The following is a 15,583-nucleotide window of genomic DNA, read 5'->3' as shown; positions in this document are numbered from 1 at the left end:
GCCTTAATACTCTCGAATTCGAGTCTTCAACATCTTCATTATGTAAGAAGCATTAAGTAAGAACCATTAATAGGAATCAACATGCCGTTTTCATTCATTTCGCAATCCAATCATTCTAAGGGCAATGTAAACCGCCCCAAGAAACCGATATCACAGGCGATAATCTTCAATCGTTTATTGAGTCTGTGCTTTCTCAGTGCCTATGTCACAACGGCTAATGCCGAGCCAACCAGACAATGTGAGCAAATTAACCCCGCTCACCTCAGTGCGACTTACAGCGCCACGAATGCATTTGGTCAACAAAGCACAATAACATTGCTTAGAAGCGCTGATAAAGTCATTTACCAGCGCAGTCCGACGAGCTTTGAAATGTGGGATAAACAAGGTGAGTATGTGCGTTACTTTCCCACAGAACAGCGTTCTATCACCTATCGCAAGGGTGACTTATTATCTTTGAACATGCATTTCGATTTACAGCAGTTAACGCATCTTATTTCACCGGAGTTAATCAAGCAGTTATCAAACGTCCTGCATGAAACTGCAGCACCTAGCCCCGAACAACATGAAACGCATCACTCAGCCAACCTAAGCTGCCAAGCGGTAGCACACTACGAAGGTCAGTTAGCAGGTAATACACTCAATCTCGTCTGGATGACAAAACTAATGCTGCCAGTAACGATGACAGTGCAACAAAAAGGTAAGCAGTTCAGTTACCAGTTAACCGAAATAGAGCCCTTCTCATCTGATGCCTTTGCAGCTTTAATTTCAAATTATAACGATATGGACTTTGCCGATGTTGGTGACAATGAGTCAGACCCTTTTATTGCAAAAATGATCCACCAAGGATTTATTCAGCACGGCAGTTCTGGCTTTTATGACAGCCAGGGGAATCAGCTATCTAGTGGTGAAAGTGGCCACCAGCATTAATACCGTATCCCCCTTAATACCTTATCCCCTTTGGCTTCGACTGTTTAATAACAAAAAACCTAGGCGTAGACCTAGGTTTTTATCTTTCCATCCGCAAAATCAGACCAGTTAAACGCGGCTCAAAAGCCCCTTTAGCTCGCTAATAAAGTGGGTGATATCGGCTCTTGAAATATCCGCGTGCGTCACAAAACGGATGGTTTTACCTGGGCTCAATAAAATACCTTTGGCCTTCAAATCAAGCGCAAGTGTTTTAGTGTCAATCTTGTCACTCACCACTGCAAACACCATATTAGTCTGCACTTGTGACATATCGACTTCGAAGCCTTCGATAGTCGCAAGCTCCGTTGCAAGGTAAGCGGCATTATCATGATCTTCAGCTAAGCGTTCTACCTGCTCTGTTAGCGCCAGCGTTGCTGCCGACGCCAAAATACCTGCCTGGCGCATACCACCCCCTAACACTTTACGCCAACGTCTCGCCTTAGTAATTAAGCGCTCGTCACCTAATAAAATAGAGCCTACGGGTGCACATAGCCCCTTAGAAAGACAAATTGAAACCGAGTCAAAATACTGAGTGATCTCTGTCATTGGCATGTTTTGCGCCACCGCTGCGTTAGCAACACGGGCACCATCGAGGTGAATTTTCAAACCTCGCTCGAAAGCCAATGCTTGCGCCGAGGCAAGATATTCTTGCGGCACAATCTTTCCACCTATGGTGTTTTCTAAGCTCAGTAAGCGTGTGCGGGCAAAGTGGATATCATCAGGTTTAATCGCTGCTTCAATATCCGTTAATAAGATACTACCGTCAGCCTGATTGGTGAGGGGTTGAGGCTGAATACTGCCTAGAACTGCTGCCCCTCCGCCTTCAAACTTATAGTTGTGCGCCTGTTGACCACAAAGGTATTCGTCACCGCGCTCACAGTGCCCCATCAACGCAAGTAAGTTCGCTTGAGTCCCTGAAGAGGTAAAAAGTGCATTATCATAGCCAAACATTTCAGCGGCCATATCTTCAAGGTAGTTAACACTTGGATCGTCGCCATAAACATCATCCCCAACTTCAGCCTGACTAATCGCGGCGCGCATAGCAGCCGTAGGCTTAGTGACCGTATCACTGCGAAAATCAATCATTGTTAACCTCAAGTCTCTTGATCTGGAATTATCAAACAAAGGCTAATATTACTGCGGCGTTTAATGAACTGCCAGTTCAAATTGCAAAGTTTACAAACATAAAAAAATAGTCAGCAAAGCGCAGCCTGTAGCTCTAACGCCTAAATTTAACAAACATAAATACAAATAAAATAGAAATCTAATCCCGAAAAACTCAAAACCCAGCAAACATGTAGACTTTAGACAGGGGCAAGAAAACAACCATTAGAAAAAATAATGCAACAACATAGCTTTTATCATTGTATTTTTAACGTAAAAAGAGCGAAAATCGTCTCCCTTTTATTTAGCTAGTGCAAATTATGTTAGAAGTTAAAGTTATCAGCTTTTTGTGGCTTATCGGTATTCTTGCCGAAGCGATGACAGGTGCACTGGCTGCAGGTAAAAAACAGATGGACCTGTTTGGTGTAGTCATAATAGGTTGTGTTACCGCCATAGGTGGCGGCACGTTGCGCGATATTTTACTCGGCAACTACCCATTGATTTGGATTGAAAATGTCCATTACTTGATTGCCATTGCTGCAGCCTCATTACTCACTGTAATGATTGCACCAGTTATGCGTCATCTGTCTAAACTATTTTTGGCTATCGATGCCATCGGTTTGGCTGTGTTTTCAATTATTGGCGCTCAAAAAACCTTAATGCTAGGTTTTAGCCCTGAAATAGCTATCGTTATGGGTGTCGTTACAGGCGTATTTGGTGGTGTGATTAGGGATATTCTCTGTAACCAGGTACCACTTATCTTTAAGAAAGAGCTATACGCTTTAGTCGCACTATTAACCGCTGCGGCTTATGTGGCAATGAAGTTTTATGGCGTGCCGGAGTGGATTAACCTTTCAATATCGTTAACCTTTGGTTTTAGCTTTAGAATGCTAGCAATTCGTTATAAGTGGTCAATGCCCAAATTTGATTATCAGTACCAATCTGATAACGCGCATTAATGCTCATTCGGTATAATCTATAGAAACTAAAAGGTCGGCAAATGCCGACCTTTTTTATTCACTCAAGTTTAATACTATTTGATAGTCATTAAGCGGCTGGAGTCTCTTTTACATAGAGATCCATTTGTGGGTATGGAATACCAATGCCAGCTTCATCTAGTGCAATTTTAATCTGCTCTAGAATTTCAAAATGCGCAGGCCAGTAGTCAGAACCATTTACCCATGGGCGAACCACAAAGTTAACCGATGAATCAGCAAGCTCTGACACGGCTACTGTGTATGCAGGATCTTTTAGCACATACTGGTTATTTTCAAGAATGCTAGTCAGTACCTTTTTCGTCTCAGCTAGATTTGCATCATACGAAACACCAATCACTAAATCTAAGCGACGAGTCTCCATCGCGGAATAGTTAACAATGGTGCCATTCATCATTGCCGAGTTTGGTGCGATAACCACTTTATTGTCAGGTGTCAGCAGTCGAGTTGAGAAGATAGTGATTTCATCTACCGTACCCGCAATGCCAGCAGCTTCAACATAGTCACCAACACGGCATGGTCTAAACAGCACCATTAACACGCCAGCGGCAAAGTTAGACAGTGAGCCTTGAAGTGCCAAGCCTACCGCTAAACCCGCAGCACCAATAACAGCAACTAACGAGGCGGTTTGCACACCAATTTGGCCAAGCGTGGCAACGATGGTAAATACAAACACCAATGCCCAAGCCATATTGGCAACAAACGACACGACCGTCGTATCGACTTTACGCTTTTTCAATAATTTTGTAGTTAGTTTTTTTGCTATATTCGATAAGAACTTACCGATGACAAAAATGATAATGGCAAAAAGTATCTTCATACCATAGGTGACGATTAGCTCTGGTGCTTGGTCCATTAAACCTTGCAAGTTATCCATTTACATACTCCCTTAAATATATGATAAAACTATTGAATAATAACTAAAAACTCGACACGTCGGTTCTGTTGACGACCATACGCGTTTTGATTACTGGCAACCGGGAATTGACTCCCCATACCTTTAACCTGAAATCTATTGGCAGCAAACCCAAACTGCTCAACTAATACTTTCTTTACCTGCTCGGCTCGCTCTCGCGACAACTTTTGATTAACGCTCCTGTCACCGATAGAATCCGTATGGCCAACGAGCAACAGTGGCACTCTTGTCACGGCTAGCCAACGCGTTAGCAGCTCAAATGCTTTTACCTGGGACATTAAAACTTGGGATTGAGCAAATTCAAACTTAACAACCACCGATCTATTTTCTTTACAGCTAGCCGGATATAAACGCCCATCACTGGTCGAAAAACATAAGTTTGGCACGATTCTAAGCTGCTCGATGACCACTGCACTGGCTTGACGATGATCACAACCTCGAGCATCGACACGCAGATCTCTGGCAGTATCTTCACAAGCATCTTTTAAATCTGGCACTCCATCAAGATCGGTATCTTGCCACTGCCGAGCCGATAACCCTGCCGATAAGTTCATGGTAATAAGCAACATCAGCATCAACTTTACCAAAGTCATCTCCTCTAAAAACCTAACACACTCTACTAAGCTTTTATCGATAAACCTTATATCTGACTAGAAATGTTCGATTTTACCAGCGAGACCCAACATCTATCACCATGGGCTAGGCGGTCAACATTTTACGCCAAATAATTTAAAAACACAGCAGAATAATTAACTTAAGCATTACAAGCATAGCTAATATCTAGCATATTTCGATTTTAGGGCTATTTTCCCCTCATGCAACAATAAAGACCGAACGCAAAGCATAAAAAAACCGTTATTACTGATGTAATAACGGCTTATTTGTGTTTATTAATAGCGTTCTAACTTGTCGCTTTTAACCTGACTTTGATAGTGTCGTAGCACCAGTTAAAAGCCACAGCATAGAAAAAGAAAAACACTAAGAAAGCGGCTTCCATGGCTAAAGCTTGTAATAGCGTCAAGTCTAAAAACCACGCAATGGCTGGTACGGTTATAAATATCAGTCCACCTTCAAAGCCACAGGTATGGGCAATTCGCACCTTTAAGCTACGGTTAATTCTGTCTGCGCCGAAGCGCTTATCAAACCAAATGTTATAAATGTAATTCCAAACAACAGTATACAGACTCAGTCCAACACCCACTGCCATCATAGATGTGGCTTCTGTACCCGATAGCATCGACGCTACTGGAACAATAATGGCCAACGCGATTGCCTCAAAAAGAATAGCGTGAGTGATTCTGTCTTTAAACGTCATTTTTATGCGTCCTAAAATTTACTTGTCGCTATTATCATCTTTAATTACGATACTTAAAAATTAGATACCATCACCTTTACTGATATGTTAACCATTGAACAGCTCTACTCATTTGTAACGACCGTTGAGGCAGGATCTTTTTCTGCCGCAGCGAGAAAGCTTGGCAAGGTTCAGTCTGCAATTAGCCAGCACATTATTAACCTCGAAATCGATACGAATCAGACTTTATTTGATAGAAGTCATCGCTATCCGGTATTAACTCGTGCAGGGGAACAATTACTGCCTCAGGCTAAAGCCGTGATAGCTCAACACCAACGGCTCAACCAGCAAGTTGCCGCACTCGACAAGCAAGAAGAATTAAAACTTACGCTCGCTGTGGACGAAGGGATCCCTTATGACAGGTTTACAGCAATGCTCAGCAACCTATCGAATCAATATCCAGAGTGTGAACTTGAGCTCCTATGTGCTTCGAGTCTAGATATCATTCAATTGGTAGATACTAAGCGAGCCGATTTAGGCATCGTCTTTAGCGAACTGACTTACTCTGAGAGTCTCGATTTTGAATCATTAGGTACCGTAAAGTTTGAGTTGCTCGTAAGCCCTAACCACCCGCTTGCACAGTCGACCTCATCTCATATCGACGTACTTAAACTACATAGACAGTTAGTTATTGGTTCTAAAGCAAAACAAAAAGGTTGGTTTAATACCCCTCACTCTCCGGATGTATGGCATGCAGATAACTACTACATGTTGCTTGAGTTAACAAAGGCAGGTTTTGGCTGGACCTTATTACCACTGCACATGTGTGAAGAGGCCATTGCAGAAAAGCAGTTATGTAAGCTTAAGATTGATTTCGAGCAGCTCGGTTGGCAAGCCAATGTTGATGTGATTCAACATAAAAGCCGACTCGATAACTCGCTTAATCGTCAGCTAAGAGTATTGATGAGAGATCTGCTCAATTAAGCAAAAAGGTTCACATTGATTAAAAGATGGTTTACAAAAAAACGGCCATTTGGCCGTTTTCATATTTGAGCTAACTTACTCAAAGCTAGCTGGTGTAAAGCTGACTAATATAAAAGCTTTACTTGCCTTCAGGCTTTGGCGGGTAGTTAAGCAGTAATGCTCCTACCGCTTCGTTAACCACTTCGACACGCTCTTCTGGCGTATCTTTGTCGCGCATTGTGTCTGCAACAGAACCTCTCCAGATAAGCTGCCCCGTCTTGCGGTCGACCATATCTAAAATTAAAGTACCGACTTCATATTCACGAACCGTTGTTTGGCTATGACCAGCACTGCCACTCCAACCCCAGCCTGGGCCGTAATATGGGTTATAGCCGTAGTTGGTATTGAACGTGTCTACATTAATTTTCTTGTCGACTTTAGTTAAGTAGTTTACTAAAACATCGGCTGTTGCAGCATCAGTTCTTGTTAGCCCTTTTAGCTGTAGCTGATCTTCAACCGCTTTGCGAACGCGTTGATCCATAAGCCCATCGAGATGATAAGTTGCATCATCAGTTTTCTTTTGAACCCAAGCGTAAGTTTTCACTTCTGAAAAGTTTACACCTGGATCATAGTCTGAACTTGTCTTAAGTGAACTACATGCACTTAACGCCAGCGCAGCAATGACAATCAATAACTTCTTCATGTTTTACTCCAACAATAATCATATATATTTTGAGCACTTATTAAGCCAGCTTACAGAGCAATCTATTAATCTACAACTCTATTTTAGTAAAGACACCTGTCATTGAGCTTGACTTCATCGCCCAGCTTAATGATAATGATTATCAATTAGTATATTTAAGAGAATCATTATGCTTTGGTTTATGGCCGCGTTTGCTATCGCCCCTATCGTGTTTTTAATTACCCCAGAAAAAGTGACTGAAAACACAGCCACTGACACCTCATCAATTGACAAACTCAGCAAATACTCATTAGTCATATTGCCATTAGTCGTTCTTAGCTGGGTTGTGATTGCGATTGCAACAGCCCCCGTAACGCACTTTGCCGGTACTGCAATCGGTTTTGCTCTAACGTCTTGCGCTATAGCCTTGCCAAGTACACATAAATATATTGCACCGCTAGCATGCTTAACCTTTGCCTCGTTATTCATTGAGCTCGCGCTTTACCTATAAAGGTTTTAAATTCTGTAAAGAGCTGCAGTTTTTGCTCTAGCTCGCCTCTCAACAGATATGATTCTCTTTCGCTTGCCTCTCCCGTATTGCCTGCATCTTTGCTAAACTGCAGCCATAAGTTAACCAACGACCATATATATGAAATCTGATCCAAACGTATCTTTAGTCTACAGCACTGATAGCGGTAGAATAGCCCCCGAAAAAGCGATCCAATCTGCTCCTGAAGGTGATGGCATTGTCAGAATTCATAAAGACAGTAAGGGTCGTAAAGGCAAAGGGGTTTCAGTTATTAAGGGCCTAGGTTTACCTGAAAAAGAATTAAAAGCTTTGGCACAAAAACTGAAAAAACAATGTGGCTGTGGTGGTACGGTAAAAGACTTCAATATTGAAGTGCAAACCGATAATAGAGAGCAAGTGAAAACGTTGCTCGAGAAGCTCAATTATACTGTCAAATTGGCTGGTGGCTAAACGCGCCTAATATGGAAAAGTCTATGGACAGTCTACAGAATCACTTCTTAATCGCGATGCCATCTTTGCAAGATACCTATTTTGAACGTTCACTCATTTATATCTGTGAGCACAACGAAAAAGGCGCTATGGGCATTGTTGTTAATAAACCCAGCGGCATTATTGTTGATGAACTTTTAGAGCAGATGGAGCTGACTGAAGAGCCTGAAGCAATTGAAGCTTTGGCTGCTGAGGTGTTAGTTGGTGGGCCCGTTAATCCTGAGCGAGGTTTTGTACTCCACAGCACACAAGATTGCTGGAGCAACAGCGAGGCTGTCAGCGATGAGATCATGCTAACAACCTCACAAGATGTACTCACCTGTTTAGGCTCAGATAAAGCGCCAGAGAAATTCTTAATTGCTCTTGGCTATGCAGGTTGGACCCGTGGCCAGCTAGAGCAAGAGATAATTGAAAACACTTGGCTATCAATCCCAGCAACGGCAGAACTACTGTTTGAAGTAGAGCACGACGAACGTTGGCAACAAGCAACTGAGTCCCTCGGTTTCGACATTTGGCAACTCTCTAACCTCACAGGCCATGCATGATTACCGTAATCGGTACTGTAGTAGCATAAATACATAGGAATACACAGAGATGGGCGATAAAAGCGTCTTAGGATTTGATTACGGTACCAAGAGTATTGGTATCGCTATTGGTCAAGAGCTCACTGCGAGTGCACGACCTCTATTATCAATTAAAGCGGTCGATGGTATTCCAAAATGGGATGAAATTGGCGCACTCATCACCGAATGGAAACCCGATCTTGTTGTTGTTGGTTTGCCACTTAATATGGATGGCACAGAACAAGAGATGACTCAACGAGCCAGAAAATTTGCGAATCGAATAAATGGCCGTTTTGGTATCAAGGTCGAGACTCAAGATGAGCGCCTTACCACTGCCGATGCCAAAGCAAGACTCTTTGAAATGGGTGGCTACAAGGCACTGACCAAAGGTCAGGTTGATGCTATGTCTGCAGTCTTGATTGTTGAAAGTTACTTCGAGAATCAATATCTGTAATTCGGTGCAAAATCTGAGTAACCCACATCAATATTAAAAAGGGAGCGACTATTGAATGAGTCGCTCCCTTTTTGTATCACGCCGGTATAAGCTTAAATATACGGTTTAACGATATTAGCCATCATCTTAATATGGGCGTCATCATCATTTAGCGCTGCAATATAACGATATTGTTCACCACCAGCCTCTTCAAAGATTTCACGGTTTTCACCGGCGATCTCTTCTAAGGTTTCTAAGCAATCGGCACTAAAAGCCGGACAAACAACAGCAATGTCTTTAACACCTTGACCAGGTAAAGCAGCCATTGTCGCGTCAGTATAAGGCGTTAGCCACTTAGCTTTACCGAAACGAGATTGGAATGTTGTTATATATTGCTCTTCACTCAGGCCTAGCTTTTCAACCACCAGCTTAGTCGTTGTCATGCAGAAACAGTAATAAGGGTCACCTAAATGCAGGTTACGCTCAGGCATACCATGGTATGAGAGCACTAACTTTTGTGGCTGACCATTAAGCTCAAAGTCTTTAGCAATCGATGCCGCTAAGGCATCAATAAAGTCAGGATGATCATGATAAGTATTGATAAAATGCAGCGCAGGCAGGTAACGCCAGCTTGCCAACTCTTTAGCTATGGCATCGAAAGCCGATGCTGTTGTTGGCGCCGAATATTGCGGGTAAAGCGGCAACACCACTATTTTATCAACTCCCTCTTTATGCATTCGTTGCAGGGTCGATGACACTGATGGCGAGCCGTAACGCATACAAAAATCAACCGACACGTCTGTTCCAGCTTGATCGAAGTGCTCTGCCAACTTTTGGGTTTGACGACGCGTGATATCCATCAAAGGTGAGCCTTGCTCGGTCCACACTTGTTGATAAAGTGCTGCAGATTTTGCTGGCCTTACACGCAATATAATACCGTGTAAAATGATCATCCAAAGCAACTTTGGGATCTCGACTACACGCGGATCGGCTAGAAATTCTGCCAGATAACGTCTTACAGCTGATGCTGTAGGCGCATCAGGGGTTCCTAAATTAACTAACAACACCCCAGTTTTACCGCGCTTTTTATGCCCAACTTCTTTGGTCAATCCTGAAAACTTAGCCAAGATAACTCCTTAACCTTTTAATGATAGCTACAGATACGTTTTGATCCGCTTTGAGATCAACATTAATCATAAAAAAGCTGGCAATACAAGATATTGCCAGCTTTTTATTAAACCGTTGTTAATTAATCTAAATTGAGTGTCACTCCATCCATCGAACTGCTACTCGCGGGATCTGAACTCTGTAACTTAATCATCAAGCGCAAGTCATTTGGTGAGTCGGCGTGATGTAATGCGTCAGCGTAACTAATTTCACCATCGCTATAGAGTTTTAACAAGGCTTGATCGAACGTCTGCATGCCCTGCTCATTGGATTTTGCCATGGTATCTTTTAGCAAATGTAGCTCATTTTTAGCAATCAAACTTGCCACACGAGGCGTGTTAATTAACACCTCAATCGCCGCACGCCGTCCCGTACCATCACTTTTAGGTACTAGCTGTTGAGCCACAATGCCACGCAGGTTTAACGACAGATCAAATAACAATTGATGATGCTTACTTTCAGGCACAAGATGCATAATTCGGTCAAGGGCTTGGTTAGCATTGTTAGCATGTAAGGTAGCCATACATAGATGACCCGTTTCAGCAAACGACAGCGCAAACTCCATGGTTTCTTGGCTACGAATTTCACCAATCAAAATCACATCAGGAGCCTGACGTAGTGAGCTCTTAAGTGCAGCATCAAAGGACTCAGTATCAATACCCACCTCACGCTGCGTAATAATGCTCTGCCTGTGGTCATGGACAAATTCCACTGGGTCTTCAATAGTCAAAATGTGCCCACGTGCATGGTTATTGCGATAACCAACCAAAGCCGCAAGTGAAGTTGACTTACCTGTGCCTGTACCGCCCACCATGATCACCAGACCACGTTTACTCATCACTAAGTCTTTAAGGATCGGTGGCAGCATTAGCTCATCGACATCAGGGATCTTGGTCTCGATACGGCGCATCACACAACCAGGGGCTTCACGTTGCCAAAAGGCACTGACACGGAATCGGCCCAGATCTTGTGCGGCGAAGGCAAAATTACATTCACGAGACTCATGAAACTCCAACTTTTGTGCCTCTGTCATCAACGACTCCACAAAGTCTAACGACTGCGCCGGAGTAAACGGGTTTTCCCCCAGTGGGCGCAGCTCACCATCAACCTTTGCGCTTGGCGGAAAACCTGCAGTGATAAACAGATCCGATGCCTTACGATCAATCATCACCTTTAGAAAAGGACGAACATCCATAGCCTAACTATCCCTATTAAAAGTTGGTTTGTTTATTCGAACTCTTAGCCATGGCATCTTCACGGGTGATCTGACCGCGATTAACCAAGTTCTGTAAACACTGGTCAAGGGTCTGCATACCATGAGCCATACCTGTTTGAATTGCCGAATACATCTGCGCGACTTTATCTTCACGGATAAGGTTACGAATAGCAGGCGTACCCATCATAATTTCGTGAGCAGCCACTCGGCCTCCGCCCACCTTTTTAATCAAGGTCTGAGAGATAACCGCCTGTAAAGATTCAGACAACATGGTTCTTACCATACCTTTCTCGCCTTCTGGGAATACATCGACGATTCGGTCAATCGTTTTAGCAGCAGAGGTCGTATGTAAGGTACCAAATACCAAGTGACCCGTTTCCGCTGCAGTCATTGCTAGTCGGATGGTTTCAAGGTCTCGCATCTCACCGACTAAGATCACATCCGGATCTTCACGCAGTGCACTTCGTAGCGCGGCGTTAAAGCTGTGGGTATGACGGTGAACTTCACGTTGGTTAATCAAACACTGTTTATTTTGATGCACAAATTCTATCGGATCTTCAATCGTTAGAATGTGGTCATGGCGGTTATCATTGACGTAATCTATCATTGCCGCCAAGGTGGTACTCTTACCTGAGCCGGTTGGCCCGGTTACTAACACTAGACCACGAGGAAAACTTGAGATCTTCTTAAAGATTTCGGGGGCACCTAACTGCTCTAAGCTCAAAATATCGCTTGGAATGGTACGAAAAACCGCAGCCGCACCACGAGACTGATTGAAGGCGTTAACACGAAAACGTGCAAGACCTGGAACTTCAAACGAAAAATCGATTTCTAAATGTTCTTCATAATCCTTACGCTGCTTATCATTCATGATGTCATAGACTAGGCTATGCACACCTTGATGGTCTAAAGCAGGTAAATTAATCTTTCTCACTTCACCATCAACACGGATCATGGGAGAAACACCCGCTGAAAGGTGTAGATCTGACGCATTGTGTTTTACACTAAAGGCAAGTAACTCTGTGATTTCCATAGTTTGGGATATCCATTCAACCAAAAACTTACAACATGACAACAATAACAGACAGACTCGCAATCGCCCAGCATCGGATCGCTCAAGCGGCGCAAAAGGCTTCTCGTCGAGCAGAAGATGTACAACTGCTAGCGGTAAGCAAAACTAAGCCCAATAACCAAATCATAGAAGCCTATCATGCAGGGCAACGCCGCTTTGGTGAAAACTATGTGCAAGAGGGCGAATCTAAGGTTAATGCACTCAGTCAGGACTACCCAGATATTGAGTGGCACTTTATCGGTCCACTGCAATCAAATAAGACTAAAGTGGTCGCGACACTCTTTGACTGGATGCACACGGTTGAGCGCCAAAAAATCGCTCAAAGGCTCAACGAGCAGCGCCCAGATTCAATGCCAGCGCTCAATGTATGTATTCAGGTCAACATTAGCCAAGAAGCCAGTAAATCAGGGGTGGCTGTAGATGATGTATTTGACCTTGCAGAAAAAATAGCGCAATTACCTAAGCTGACATTACGCGGCCTGATGGCGATCCCCTCGGCCGACGTTGATGAACAAACCGCAGCGGCTGAACTTTCAGCGTTACAAGGCCTTTATACAGAGCTAGCTAAGCGCTTTGATAGTGTCGATACCTTGTCTGTGGGCATGAGTAACGATCTAGAGCTTGCCGTCGCTCACGGCTCAACCATGGTACGTATTGGCAGCGCTATATTTGGTGCTCGCGATTACAGTTAGATAAGATTTAAGATAATAGTGCTTGGCAAACAATCGTAAGATGAAATCAATCGTAATATGAAATGATTGCTAGCACGATACATTTAAGTGCCAACAGCTTGCAATTCACGGTTTAGCCCAGATATTAATAGCTAAAGTTGCCATAAAACCAACTAAAACAACAAGAGATCTTCATGACGCAAAAAAAAGTATGCTTTATTGGTGCGGGCAATATGACTCGCAGTATCGTTAGCGGCCTAGTCAACAGCGGTTATAACCCTGAACTAATCGAAGCCACTAACCCTAGCCAACCAAAGCTAGATGCTATGGTCAGCGATTTTGGTATTAAGGTTTCAAATAACAATCTTAAAGCTGCACAAGCAGCAGAGGTCATCGTACTTGGCGTTAAACCGCATTTAATGCAAGTTGTTGGCGAAGAGCTTAGCGGCTTAGATCTCTCAAGCAAACTGATTATCACCATAGCAGCAGGGGTTACTGCAAAGCGTTATGGCGATTATTTTAAGCAAGAGATCAAACTAATCCGCACTATGCCTAATACTCCTACGCAAATCGGTGTAGGCTTAACGGGCCTTTTTGCAGGTGAAGATATATCTGCTGAGCAAAAAGCTATTTGCGAAACGCTAATGGCCACAGGTGGTGAAATTGTTTGGGTCGACAAGGAAGGCGATTTAAACCAAGTCATTGCACTAGCGGGTAGCTCTCCAGCTTATTTCTTCCTATTTTTAGAATCTATGGTAGAAAGTGCTGTCAAAGGGGGGATGTCTGAAGTAGCCGCTAGAGATATGGCTCAGCAAGCAGCCCTAGGTGCGGCGTTAATGGTGAAGCAAAACCCTGAGCTAAGCCTTGCTCAGCTAAGAGCAAACGTCACCTCAAAAGGGGGCACAACAGCGCAAGCCGTTGAGACGTTTGAAAAAGGTAACTTACGAGGCTTGGTCGATAGCGCAATGAACAATTGCATCGCCCGCGCTGAAGAGATGGCAAAGCAGTATTAGTTTTTAAATTTAACTTGAACAAGTAGAGTAAACAGATGAATGCATTTAGTTTTCTGATAAGCACGGTATTCGATCTATACCTGATGGTTGTGGTATTACGTATTTGGCTACAGCTAGCCAAAGCTGATTTTTATAACCCGTTTAGCCAATTTATTGTAAAAGCCACCCACCCGATTGTTGGCCCATTACGCCGAGTACTGCCCTCTTTTGGTAGTTTTGACACCGCCTCTTTCGTACTGGCAATAACCGTCGTGATAGCAAAGTTTGTTATCTTAAGCCTGATGGCTGGCGCAGCGATTGATGTACTGACACTGCTACTTATCTCGCTAGTCTCTGTGATTAAAGAAGCGGGTGTACTGCTGTTCTGGATGCTAATCTTACGTGCAATTTTAAGTTGGGTAAGCCAAGGCAGTAACCCAATTGAGATGGTAATGGGTCAACTGACGGAGCCATTGCTTGCGCCAATTCGCCGTATTTTACCGCCAATGGGCGGCTTAGATCTGTCATTGCTGGTCATGATGATTATTCTTAACTTCGTCAATATCTTACTCGCGCAGTACGTGCCATTTTGGGCTAGCGTATAGTGACACCAGCCATATTGCAGCAGGGTGACCTGCTGCTTCAACTCTATATCCAGCCTAAAGCGAGTCGTGACCAAATTGTTGGCCTACATGGTGAAGAGATAAAAATTGCTATCACAGCCCCACCCGTTGATGGCAAAGCCAACGCCCATTTAACTAAGTACTTATCAAAAGCCTTTAAAGTACCGAAGGGCGATATTGCCATAGTGAAAGGCCAAATGGGACGCCATAAACAGGTAAAAATCACCGCTCCTAAGCTTATCCCAGCTGAAATACAAAACCTTTTGTAACCTTATGCGTATTATTCCAATAGCGCATTGAGCCCAACAAAGTTCTATACTGTTAGCAAGATATCTTCCTAAGGAAAGCGAATATGATCCGTTCTTTAACCGCTGTGCTAATGCTCTGCTTTTGTTTAAGCAGCAATGCATTTGCCGAACAAAAAGAAAAAGTGGGTAACTACGATATCCACTATGTAGCCCTTAGTAGCACCTTTTTAACCCCGAGTATTGCCAAGAGTTATGGTATTAAACGTAGTAGCTACACCGGCATCATCAATATTTCAGTGCTTGATACTAGCGTCAAAGGTCACCCTGCCGTTCCTGTTGAGATCTCAGGCGTCGCCAATAACTTACTCGATGCCAGAATCGACTTAAAGTTTAGGGAAATTCGCGAAGGTAACTCTATTTATTATATTGCCGAAGTTCCGTATCGTGACGATCAAGAGATCAACTTCAAGATCGCAATTAAGTCCGGTAAAAAGCTCAATACCACACTCAAGTTCAAACAAAAATTCTACGTCGAATAATCTCTCATTAAATTGAATAAATAGGGGCATTTCGCCTCTATTTTTTTAATTGTTCAATGCGATTGCTACTATCGAAAACACCGTATCTCGGCTATTATTACCGCCATTATTTACTGACTCA

20 protein-coding genes are annotated in these 15,583 nt (G+C 43.3%); 12 read left to right on the top strand and 8 right to left on the bottom strand.

Annotated features, from left to right (window positions below):
* Nucleotides 1-81 precede the first annotated feature (81 nt).
* Nucleotides 82-927 carry a hypothetical protein gene (locus ACVBIU_RS10100; protein ID WP_447163671.1) on the top strand — a complete coding sequence of 282 codons (846 nt, stop codon included), beginning with the start codon at nucleotides 82-84 and terminating at the stop codon, nucleotides 925-927.
* A gap of 108 nt (nucleotides 928-1,035) precedes the next feature.
* Here ACVBIU_RS10100 and ltaE read toward each other — a convergent pair whose 3' ends face one another.
* Nucleotides 1,036-2,052: a low-specificity L-threonine aldolase gene (gene ltaE / locus ACVBIU_RS10095; protein ID WP_447162684.1), complete on the bottom strand. Its 1,017-nt coding sequence runs from the start codon at nucleotides 2,050-2,052 to the stop codon at nucleotides 1,036-1,038.
* A gap of 338 nt (nucleotides 2,053-2,390) precedes the next feature.
* Here ltaE and ACVBIU_RS10090 point away from each other — a divergent pair, with 338 nt between their 5' ends.
* Nucleotides 2,391-3,029, top strand: coding sequence for a trimeric intracellular cation channel family protein (locus ACVBIU_RS10090; protein WP_447162685.1), 639 nt, complete (start codon nucleotides 2,391-2,393; stop codon nucleotides 3,027-3,029).
* Between the two features lie 88 nt (nucleotides 3,030-3,117).
* Here the strand turns inward: ACVBIU_RS10090 and ACVBIU_RS10085 are convergent, their stop codons facing one another.
* From ACVBIU_RS10085 to ACVBIU_RS10075, 3 genes are all read right to left on the bottom strand, one after another.
* A complete protein-coding gene (locus ACVBIU_RS10085; protein WP_447163672.1) occupies nucleotides 3,118-3,942 on the bottom strand; it encodes a mechanosensitive ion channel family protein in 825 nt (274 codons plus the stop codon).
* A gap of 29 nt (nucleotides 3,943-3,971) precedes the next feature.
* On the bottom strand, nucleotides 3,972-4,574 hold the full coding sequence (locus ACVBIU_RS10080; RefSeq protein ID WP_447163673.1) for an OmpA family protein: 603 nt from the start codon (nucleotides 4,572-4,574) through the stop codon (nucleotides 3,972-3,974).
* 308 nt (nucleotides 4,575-4,882) lie between these two features.
* A complete protein-coding gene (locus ACVBIU_RS10075) occupies nucleotides 4,883-5,296 on the bottom strand; it encodes a PACE efflux transporter (protein WP_447160506.1) in 414 nt (137 codons plus the stop codon).
* Between the two features lie 84 nt (nucleotides 5,297-5,380).
* Here ACVBIU_RS10075 and ACVBIU_RS10070 point away from each other — a divergent pair, with 84 nt between their 5' ends.
* On the top strand, nucleotides 5,381-6,259 hold the full coding sequence (locus ACVBIU_RS10070; RefSeq protein ID WP_447160505.1) for a LysR family transcriptional regulator: 879 nt from the start codon (nucleotides 5,381-5,383) through the stop codon (nucleotides 6,257-6,259).
* A gap of 118 nt (nucleotides 6,260-6,377) precedes the next feature.
* On the opposite strand, the gene ACVBIU_RS10065 is transcribed toward ACVBIU_RS10070, so the two are convergent.
* Complete coding sequence (locus ACVBIU_RS10065) at nucleotides 6,378-6,941, bottom strand: DUF4136 domain-containing protein (protein ID WP_447160504.1); 564 nt, start codon at nucleotides 6,939-6,941, stop codon at nucleotides 6,378-6,380.
* Nucleotides 6,942-7,110: 169 nt separating this feature from the next.
* Between ACVBIU_RS10065 and ACVBIU_RS10060 the strand changes: the two genes are divergently transcribed.
* The 4 genes from ACVBIU_RS10060 to ruvX all read left to right on the top strand — a co-directional run bounded on the left by ACVBIU_RS10060 (nucleotide 7,111) and on the right by ruvX (nucleotide 8,955).
* A complete protein-coding gene (locus ACVBIU_RS10060) occupies nucleotides 7,111-7,431 on the top strand; it encodes a hypothetical protein (RefSeq protein ID WP_447163674.1) in 321 nt (106 codons plus the stop codon).
* 138 nt (nucleotides 7,432-7,569) lie between these two features.
* Nucleotides 7,570-7,899: a stress response translation initiation inhibitor YciH gene (yciH, locus tag ACVBIU_RS10055; protein WP_447160502.1), complete on the top strand. Its 330-nt coding sequence runs from the start codon at nucleotides 7,570-7,572 to the stop codon at nucleotides 7,897-7,899.
* Between the two features lie 23 nt (nucleotides 7,900-7,922).
* Nucleotides 7,923-8,483, top strand: a complete 561-nt coding sequence (locus ACVBIU_RS10050) for a YqgE/AlgH family protein (protein WP_447160501.1) — start codon at nucleotides 7,923-7,925, stop codon at nucleotides 8,481-8,483.
* A 49-nt stretch (nucleotides 8,484-8,532) separates the two neighbouring features.
* Entirely contained in the window at nucleotides 8,533-8,955 is a 423-nt protein-coding gene (gene ruvX / locus ACVBIU_RS10045; RefSeq protein WP_447163675.1) for a Holliday junction resolvase RuvX, read from the top strand.
* A gap of 92 nt (nucleotides 8,956-9,047) precedes the next feature.
* Here the strand turns inward: ruvX and hemH are convergent, their stop codons facing one another.
* The 3 genes from hemH to ACVBIU_RS10030 form a co-directional block, all read right to left on the bottom strand.
* Nucleotides 9,048-10,061, bottom strand: a complete 1,014-nt coding sequence (gene hemH / locus ACVBIU_RS10040) for a ferrochelatase (protein WP_447160499.1) — start codon at nucleotides 10,059-10,061, stop codon at nucleotides 9,048-9,050.
* A 122-nt stretch (nucleotides 10,062-10,183) separates the two neighbouring features.
* Nucleotides 10,184-11,296, bottom strand: a complete 1,113-nt coding sequence (locus tag ACVBIU_RS10035) for a PilT/PilU family type 4a pilus ATPase (protein ID WP_447160498.1) — start codon at nucleotides 11,294-11,296, stop codon at nucleotides 10,184-10,186.
* A gap of 16 nt (nucleotides 11,297-11,312) precedes the next feature.
* A complete protein-coding gene (locus ACVBIU_RS10030; protein ID WP_447160497.1) occupies nucleotides 11,313-12,350 on the bottom strand; it encodes a type IV pilus twitching motility protein PilT in 1,038 nt (345 codons plus the stop codon).
* A 35-nt stretch (nucleotides 12,351-12,385) separates the two neighbouring features.
* Here ACVBIU_RS10030 and ACVBIU_RS10025 point away from each other — a divergent pair, with 35 nt between their 5' ends.
* From ACVBIU_RS10025 to ACVBIU_RS10005, 5 genes are all read left to right on the top strand, one after another.
* Nucleotides 12,386-13,081, top strand: a complete 696-nt coding sequence (locus tag ACVBIU_RS10025; RefSeq protein WP_447163676.1) for a YggS family pyridoxal phosphate-dependent enzyme — start codon at nucleotides 12,386-12,388, stop codon at nucleotides 13,079-13,081.
* 173 nt (nucleotides 13,082-13,254) lie between these two features.
* The gene (proC, locus tag ACVBIU_RS10020) at nucleotides 13,255-14,073 is read left to right on the top strand and encodes a pyrroline-5-carboxylate reductase (protein ID WP_447163677.1); all 819 of its coding nucleotides are present in this window, start codon (nucleotides 13,255-13,257) and stop codon (nucleotides 14,071-14,073) included.
* 35 nt (nucleotides 14,074-14,108) lie between these two features.
* A complete protein-coding gene (locus ACVBIU_RS10015; RefSeq protein ID WP_447160494.1) occupies nucleotides 14,109-14,657 on the top strand; it encodes a YggT family protein in 549 nt (182 codons plus the stop codon).
* Nucleotides 14,657-14,944 (top strand): DUF167 family protein YggU, encoded by a 288-nt coding sequence (gene yggU, locus ACVBIU_RS10010; RefSeq protein ID WP_447160493.1) that lies wholly within the window; start codon nucleotides 14,657-14,659, stop codon nucleotides 14,942-14,944. Before ACVBIU_RS10015 ends, yggU begins: the two co-directional genes overlap by 1 nt.
* An 83-nt stretch (nucleotides 14,945-15,027) precedes the next feature.
* Nucleotides 15,028-15,462, top strand: a complete 435-nt coding sequence (locus ACVBIU_RS10005; RefSeq protein ID WP_447160492.1) for a DUF4426 domain-containing protein — start codon at nucleotides 15,028-15,030, stop codon at nucleotides 15,460-15,462.
* Nucleotides 15,463-15,583: the final 121 nt, after the last annotated feature.

Source organism: Shewanella sp. 30m-14, assembly GCF_052977125.1.
Note: the sequence above shows the minus strand (reverse complement) of the source record. Positions and strands in the feature narration are given on the sequence as shown.

Bases quoted from the DNA above. Each gene is read 5' to 3' on its own strand.
- ACVBIU_RS10100 (WP_447163671.1), top strand. From the start codon at position 82: ATGCCGTTTTCATTCATTTCGCAATCCAATCATTCTAAGGGCAATGTA.
- ltaE (WP_447162684.1), bottom strand. From the start codon at position 2,052: ATGATTGATTTTCGCAGTGATACGGTCACTAAGCCTACGGCTGCTATG.
- ACVBIU_RS10090 (WP_447162685.1), top strand. From the start codon at position 2,391: ATGTTAGAAGTTAAAGTTATCAGCTTTTTGTGGCTTATCGGTATTCTT.
- ACVBIU_RS10085 (WP_447163672.1), bottom strand. From the start codon at position 3,942: ATGGATAACTTGCAAGGTTTAATGGACCAAGCACCAGAGCTAATCGTC.
- ACVBIU_RS10080 (WP_447163673.1), bottom strand. From the start codon at position 4,574: ATGACTTTGGTAAAGTTGATGCTGATGTTGCTTATTACCATGAACTTA.
- ACVBIU_RS10075 (WP_447160506.1), bottom strand. From the start codon at position 5,296: ATGACGTTTAAAGACAGAATCACTCACGCTATTCTTTTTGAGGCAATC.
- ACVBIU_RS10070 (WP_447160505.1), top strand. From the start codon at position 5,381: ATGTTAACCATTGAACAGCTCTACTCATTTGTAACGACCGTTGAGGCA.
- ACVBIU_RS10065 (WP_447160504.1), bottom strand. From the start codon at position 6,941: ATGAAGAAGTTATTGATTGTCATTGCTGCGCTGGCGTTAAGTGCATGT.
- ACVBIU_RS10060 (WP_447163674.1), top strand. From the start codon at position 7,111: ATGCTTTGGTTTATGGCCGCGTTTGCTATCGCCCCTATCGTGTTTTTA.
- yciH (WP_447160502.1), top strand. From the start codon at position 7,570: ATGAAATCTGATCCAAACGTATCTTTAGTCTACAGCACTGATAGCGGT.
- ACVBIU_RS10050 (WP_447160501.1), top strand. From the start codon at position 7,923: ATGGACAGTCTACAGAATCACTTCTTAATCGCGATGCCATCTTTGCAA.
- ruvX (WP_447163675.1), top strand. From the start codon at position 8,533: ATGGGCGATAAAAGCGTCTTAGGATTTGATTACGGTACCAAGAGTATT.
- ACVBIU_RS10035 (WP_447160498.1), bottom strand. From the start codon at position 11,296: ATGGATGTTCGTCCTTTTCTAAAGGTGATGATTGATCGTAAGGCATCG.
- ACVBIU_RS10030 (WP_447160497.1), bottom strand. From the start codon at position 12,350: ATGGAAATCACAGAGTTACTTGCCTTTAGTGTAAAACACAATGCGTCA.
- ACVBIU_RS10025 (WP_447163676.1), top strand. From the start codon at position 12,386: ATGACAACAATAACAGACAGACTCGCAATCGCCCAGCATCGGATCGCT.
- proC (WP_447163677.1), top strand. From the start codon at position 13,255: ATGACGCAAAAAAAAGTATGCTTTATTGGTGCGGGCAATATGACTCGC.
- ACVBIU_RS10015 (WP_447160494.1), top strand. From the start codon at position 14,109: ATGAATGCATTTAGTTTTCTGATAAGCACGGTATTCGATCTATACCTG.
- ACVBIU_RS10005 (WP_447160492.1), top strand. From the start codon at position 15,028: ATGATCCGTTCTTTAACCGCTGTGCTAATGCTCTGCTTTTGTTTAAGC.